We start from the raw sequence: 6,000 nt of genomic DNA, 5'->3' as shown, positions 1-6,000 counted from the left end.
ATTAAGGGGCTATCCAATTGGATACCCCCTTATTTACGTGAAATTATCTATCAAATTTAATTTTTTATCTAATTCAATTTTCTAGTCTAGTCTTATCTTTTTTAATCTAATATATTTTTTACTTAAATTTTTCTTTTTTACTCCAATTCATTTTTTGTTTTTCCTATCATAAGCTTTAGATCTATTGTTATTTCATTTATATTTGACTCCAATATATCTTCCAACTTTTTCGGTGGAATATTTGATGTCATCGGTGTCATTTTCAGTAAATCATTTAGAGTCTTTTTTTCTATTTTTACGGTGTATTTAATCTGCTTCTCGTAGACTAATTCTAAATTTTCGTCAAATTTATTTACTATTTTTTCATTTGAATAACTCTCTTTGTCTATATATCCAGTTAGATTTCTTCTTATTTCTTTTAAGTATTTTTCCTCTGGAACTACTTTTATTACAATTCCTAAAGGGTTTAGTATTCTTTTAAATTCACTATAGTTTGCTGGTGATAAGACATTTAGAATTATATCTATTTTTTTATCCATTACTGGTAAATTTGAAAGGTCAGTTACACCCCATAGTATGTTTTCTTCATCCATAGCAGATATTTTAATCGCTTCTTTGGATATATCTGCTCCAATTAGATTTGTTTTATCTGATATTTGTTTTACTTTTGATAAATAATTAAGCAGATAGCCTTCTCCGCTTCCAGCATCGAGTATACGACTTATGGAATTGCTTTTTATATTTACTGTTATTATATCCGAAATTTCCTTAAATAGAGCGTTGTATACTCCGTAAGTGTATACACTATTTCTCGCTTGGAATAACTCTCTGTTGTATATATCACTGTTCTTTGTTTTTAAGAAATTGATATATCCCTTTTTTGAGATATCGAAGCAATGCTTACTCTTGCATATTAGGCTGTCTCCTTTAATGCTGTCAAACTTGTTAAAGCATTTTGGACATCTCATTATATATTTATTTGTATCTAAATTATTTTTTATTCTGTCTAACTTCTTTATCTTTCTTATTTCCATTGCACAATCTCCTTCTGTTGATAAACTAATCAATTTACGGGATTGCGCCTATTATAATAGTTTTACTAAGATGATAGCCACAAACCCGTGCTATCCTTTCAATCTTATGTAATAAACCATTTTAAGCCTCCTATTCTTTAGTTAAATTTAATTAACTTTCTTAAAATTTATTTATTAATTATTAACTAACAAATTACATATTTTAATATCCATCCATAGTTATAGTTTTTCCTGTCATAAATCTAGCTTTTTCTGATGCCAAATAAACTGCTAGCGATCCAATTTCATTGGTTTACCCATACGTTTCAAAGCTGTTGAAACAGCCAAAAAATCGTATGCCTTACTGTTATTATATCTCTAAAATTCCAGTATTACCACGGCTTTTTACCATTTAACCAACCGTTCTTTTTCCAGTAATCTGAATCTACAGCCGTCCAAGTATTTCCCTTCTGCATTTTAGACACCATATCAAACAAAATACGAGTCAACACTTTTGGCCTTTTACTTTTACTTTGATTCCATTTGTATATTTCCTTGCTTAACTTATCCATTTTTCTATTTAATTTTGAATCGTTGTATATTTCATCCTTCGACTTTGCTAAAACTCTTAATCCAATCGTTTTATATCTTAAAATTCCCCAAAATAAAAAGTTATTTTTAAATGTTTTGTTTGTGTGACCAATTCCACCTCCTGCTGCTGATGAAATTCCAACCGCAAATTTATTAAACATTTCTTTCTCAGGTCTATGCAGCATCCACATATACGCCATATGATCTAAAAACGACTTCATACTACCACTTACATCAAAAACATACACAGGCGAACTAAGGATAACCACATCTGCCGATAAAATAGACTCAATAATTGGTGATAACTCAGTATAATGTGGACAACTTTCACTGCTTTTCAAAATACACTGCATACAACCTGTGCAGAATTTATTGAAATCTTTTGCTAAAAAATATTCTGCCTTCTTTACTTCTGTAATTTTGCTTAATTTATCTGTTAAGACATCTACACATCTATGTGTATTGCCATTTTTTTTGCTAGCATTTATAACTGTTACATTCAAAACGACTATCCCCCCTATTTCTCTACTTATTTAATGATATAATACTTTATAATCAAATATACTCTGCTTACTTTTAAAATGATTGTATATTGAGCTCTCTTTTATCCCTACACACCTTACTATTTCACTTACAGATACAGCGCTATATCACTTTTTAGAAAACAAGTTTAATAAACTATCTTATCTATAGTATTCATACTTCCTCTAAATTTACTGATCATTTTCTAATCAACTATACTAACTATCGTTAGTTAAATACTACTAAAATTCGTAGTTTAGTCAAGTTAAATATACTTACTTTAGATTTTCTAAAATACCTAATACAACTATCATTACTAATTTCTCCAATATATCTAATAGAATTGCAATAAAAATAGCTGTATCAATAGCGAATTTTTTACGCTAATGATACAGCTACATAATGTATTAAGTTATTGAACTTTCTTAATAGGATAATAAAAATATTCTCTAATCGATCTAGTTATATTTATAGCGGTGTTTCCGCATAATACACTATCCATTGTGTGTTCTTTTATCTTATCGTATTTTTCGAACATTTCTTGTGCTAGTTCAAAGTCATTGTATACTTTCCAATAACCACACATCAAACATTTTTTATCAGAGCAGTCTATAAAGTCTTTAACATCTTTTATAGGTATACCCAAAAATAATCCAAGTTCATGTGGGCAGTGGTATTTTGCATACCTAACTTTTAATTTATTGATGTAATCATCTACGCTTCCACTTTTATAACCTAGACCCGTTAGAAATTTGTTATTCTCGTATTGAGACACACACTCCTCTATAGATTTAGAATCGTAAATCATCAGTACAACCACATCGTTGTTTTCACGTAACTCTGTAAATTTCAAATTAATTTCAGCAATAAAATCTTTTCCGTATTTTATCCATCTGTTGTATAGCATATCGTTTTTCTTTTTGATAGTTATAGTAGATGCTGGCTTTAAATGAGAAATCACGGGAGAAATTGAATAAAGCAAAAACATTTCTATGTATTCTTTATCTGAGAGAGAGTTTAGTTTATCGTAAAAATTTAAATACTTCATACTTTATTTATTTTGAAATCTTTCTTCCAAACTCTTTGCACTCTTCAGATGTTGCATCATCTGGATCGTTGTTTACTATTAGACCATCATCTATTAAAACAGCTCCATATCCAGTAATTCTATCTTGCCAATCTCTCATCCATTGGCCATCTCCCCATCCATATGATCCAAATAATGCTACCTTCTTATTTTTCACCTTATCAGCTATACTCTCCATAAATGGCTCAAATTCGCCCTCTTCTAAAACCTCGTCCCCCATTGAAGGACAACCTAGAATAACTATTTCTTCATTATCAAATATATCAGGATTGGCACTTTCTACACTTATTACCTCAGCAGTTTTACCGTTTTCTTCGATCCCTGATGCAATTAAATTCGCCATCATTTCTGTATTTCCTGTTCCTGACCAATATACTATTTTCATATCAATAACCTCCATATTTATATTTAATTAACATTGAAATTCATTCTCAACCATTATTTTAGTTGAATTTCTTCAAATTGTCAATATTAATTTTTAGAAATTATTAATACTCATTTTTTATCGTTAAAATTTAGCTAGTAATCAATATTTTATCTTGTTTATATTGCTTTATAATTATTTAGTAATTCATTTAATACGTTAAAACAACTATATTCTACTTCTTTTATGCTAATTCTAAATTATCCCATAATTGAAATTTCAAAATACATATTCAATGACTTCTAAAATCTCTACTAACATATTATGATACCTTTTAAAACATGAAGTTTTTACGTTTATTCTATATATTTTCTCAATTGTAAATAATTATCTCGATATTATTGATAAATGCCTCATTATCTTTAGTACTTTAAATATTGATGAATTTTATATTTTTGCAATTGATAAAATACAACATAAAATTTCGCAAAAAAGAATCTATATTCTTTCTATAGATTCTTTAATATTCTTAGTATACTCTCCACCATGATAACAAATTATTTTTTTGATATCGTAGTTTAGTAATTTTTTTGCTGATTTTTTTGCTAGCCTATTGTCTATATTAGTTCTTGGATTTGCTGTTAGTAGACGCCCTTTATAAAGAACGAGAGCATCTCCAGTAACCAAGGCCTTACTTTCCTTTAAGTATACTGAAATATGTCCTGGCATATGCCCAGGAGTCGATATAATCTCTATTCCTCCACACCAATTATATGAATCTCCGCCAGTAACACATCTATCTATTTTAACTTTTTTAAGTATAGTGAACTTTTTCTTTGCGTGCTGGTTCATTACCCTTTCAGTCCTAGACATTGAATTTCTTCTAGACCTTGCGTTTACAATCCTTAACGAAGTTCCTCACCACTTATAAATCTCTTGTCGTAAGAAGATGAAATTGTTTCTATGTTAGGATACTTTTCTTTAAACTCTGCTAAAGCTCCGAAATGATCAAAATCATGGTGCGTAATTATTATCTTTGTCAGCTTGCTCAAATCAATGCCCTTTTTTAATGCGGCATTTTCTAATAGATCCAAACTACCAGGATATCCACAATCTATCATTATCATGTCTTTATCATCGCTAATTATTACTGGAAATATTCTATCTACATGTTTATTTAGTATAAAGTCTAATTCTATAACTGATATTTTACTCATCTTGTCGTCCTCTCAATTGTTGTAATTAATTCAAATTATGTATAATTTAATCAATATATTTTTTTAAATCAAATTTGCTTTGTTAAATCTAAAAATAAGTTATTTAAAAATAGCCAATAATAAATTATATCACTTTTTAAATAAGATGAACAATACTAGTAATATCAATGAGTCTGTTATTTTTTATCCATTTGATTTGTTAATTTTTTATTAGGTATTGATTTTTTCTGTTTATTTTTTTAGCTTTTGTAAATTATTTTTTGAATATCAATTTTTTTATCCTGCATTTTATTTTTTATTAAAAAGTCTTGAGTTTCTTCACCATTTGTAACAAGTGTGCTTCCAAAATTTAAAGCTTTTAGAGCTGCTGGCCCCGCTAATAATATATATGTAAATAAACCTCTAAATTACTATATATCCATATTTTTATAATTAAATTTAACAATAAAAGTACCCAAAGTTTATAATTGATGAAAAACTTTAGGTACTTTATATATGAAGACTTAAATATTCTAATTTTTGCTGATTCTATTAAATAAATTGAAATATAGAGCTTTAGCTTTAGCCCACTGTAATTGTTATTTACAATAAAATACTTTCGGCTCTTTTCTAACAGGTGCATCCAACTCTTTTCTCATATATCCCATTGTAAGAGTCGTAACTAATTCATAGTTTTCAGGCACATTGTATTTTTCTTTAAATTCTTTAGTATTGCACACATGTTCAGCGAACCCAATCCAACACGTACCAATTCCCATAGAATGCGCCGCAAGCATTATATTTCCAGCTGCTAGGGTGCAATCATACTCATGCCAGTGAGAATCAGTATTCCCAAATATTAGCAATAAATAGGGGCTTTTATAGAATAAACTCATCTTAGGATTGTGTAACCATGACTCATACTGTTTAAAGTAGGGTAACTTCTCTAAATTATCAGCTACATATTTCTTAGTTATATCGTTTAATTTATCAATTTCTTCTTTGTCCTTAATTATTACAAATCCCCAGGGTTGTTCATTCGATCCAGTAGATGCTTTTACTCCAAGATTCAATAGTTCGTTAAATGTTTCGTCCGTTATTTCCTGATCTGTATAAGAACGACCACTTCTTTTGTTGTTGATACACTCTAAAATATCCATTATACACACCTCTTTACATTTATTTGTTAGCTTACCTACTTACATTTACCTACTTATATGTACATAT

The 6,000-nt window shown here is 28.7% G+C and carries 7 protein-coding genes and 1 pseudogene; all 8 read right to left on the bottom strand.

Annotation, left to right across the window (positions count from 1 at the left end):
* Nucleotides 1-137 precede the first annotated feature (137 nt).
* Entirely contained in the window at nucleotides 138-1,034 is an 897-nt protein-coding gene (locus T473_RS0111170; protein ID WP_029791723.1) for a putative RNA methyltransferase, read from the bottom strand.
* Nucleotides 1,035-1,405: 371 nt separating this feature from the next.
* Entirely contained in the window at nucleotides 1,406-2,107 is a 702-nt protein-coding gene (locus T473_RS0111165; protein WP_024621982.1) for a flavodoxin family protein, read from the bottom strand.
* A 30-nt stretch (nucleotides 2,108-2,137) separates the two neighbouring features.
* A pseudogene (locus tag T473_RS20150) lies at nucleotides 2,138-2,242 on the bottom strand (TetR family transcriptional regulator); the annotation flags it as partial.
* A gap of 296 nt (nucleotides 2,243-2,538) precedes the next feature.
* On the bottom strand, nucleotides 2,539-3,174 hold the full coding sequence (locus T473_RS0111160; protein ID WP_024621981.1) for a DUF3793 family protein: 636 nt from the start codon (nucleotides 3,172-3,174) through the stop codon (nucleotides 2,539-2,541).
* A 7-nt stretch (nucleotides 3,175-3,181) separates the two neighbouring features.
* Entirely contained in the window at nucleotides 3,182-3,598 is a 417-nt protein-coding gene (locus T473_RS0111155; RefSeq protein WP_024621980.1) for a flavodoxin, read from the bottom strand.
* Nucleotides 3,599-4,075: 477 nt separating this feature from the next.
* Nucleotides 4,076-4,450 carry an MBL fold metallo-hydrolase gene (locus tag T473_RS19205; RefSeq protein WP_242825919.1) on the bottom strand — a complete coding sequence of 125 codons (375 nt, stop codon included), beginning with the start codon at nucleotides 4,448-4,450 and terminating at the stop codon, nucleotides 4,076-4,078.
* Between the two features lie 32 nt (nucleotides 4,451-4,482).
* On the bottom strand, nucleotides 4,483-4,794 hold the full coding sequence (locus T473_RS19200; RefSeq protein ID WP_051365910.1) for an MBL fold metallo-hydrolase: 312 nt from the start codon (nucleotides 4,792-4,794) through the stop codon (nucleotides 4,483-4,485).
* 578 nt (nucleotides 4,795-5,372) lie between these two features.
* Nucleotides 5,373-5,933, bottom strand: a complete 561-nt coding sequence (locus T473_RS0111145; protein ID WP_024621979.1) for a nitroreductase family protein — start codon at nucleotides 5,931-5,933, stop codon at nucleotides 5,373-5,375.
* Nucleotides 5,934-6,000: the final 67 nt, after the last annotated feature.

This window comes from Clostridioides mangenotii TR, from assembly GCF_000498755.1.
GTDB lineage: Bacteria > Bacillota > Clostridia > Peptostreptococcales > Peptostreptococcaceae > Metaclostridioides > Metaclostridioides mangenotii_A.
This window is presented reverse-complemented; position numbering and strand designations above follow the sequence as displayed.

Coding starts and splice junctions, on each gene's coding strand:
- T473_RS0111170 (WP_029791723.1), bottom strand. CDS start 1,034: ATGGAAATAAGAAAGATAAAGAAGTTAGACAGAATAAAAAATAATTTA.
- T473_RS0111160 (WP_024621981.1), bottom strand. CDS start 3,174: ATGAAGTATTTAAATTTTTACGATAAACTAAACTCTCTCTCAGATAAA.
- T473_RS0111155 (WP_024621980.1), bottom strand. CDS start 3,598: ATGAAAATAGTATATTGGTCAGGAACAGGAAATACAGAAATGATGGCG.
- T473_RS19205 (WP_242825919.1), bottom strand. CDS start 4,450: ATGTCTAGGACTGAAAGGGTAATGAACCAGCACGCAAAGAAAAAGTTC.
- T473_RS19200 (WP_051365910.1), bottom strand. CDS start 4,794: ATGAGTAAAATATCAGTTATAGAATTAGACTTTATACTAAATAAACAT.
- T473_RS0111145 (WP_024621979.1), bottom strand. CDS start 5,933: ATGGATATTTTAGAGTGTATCAACAACAAAAGAAGTGGTCGTTCTTAT.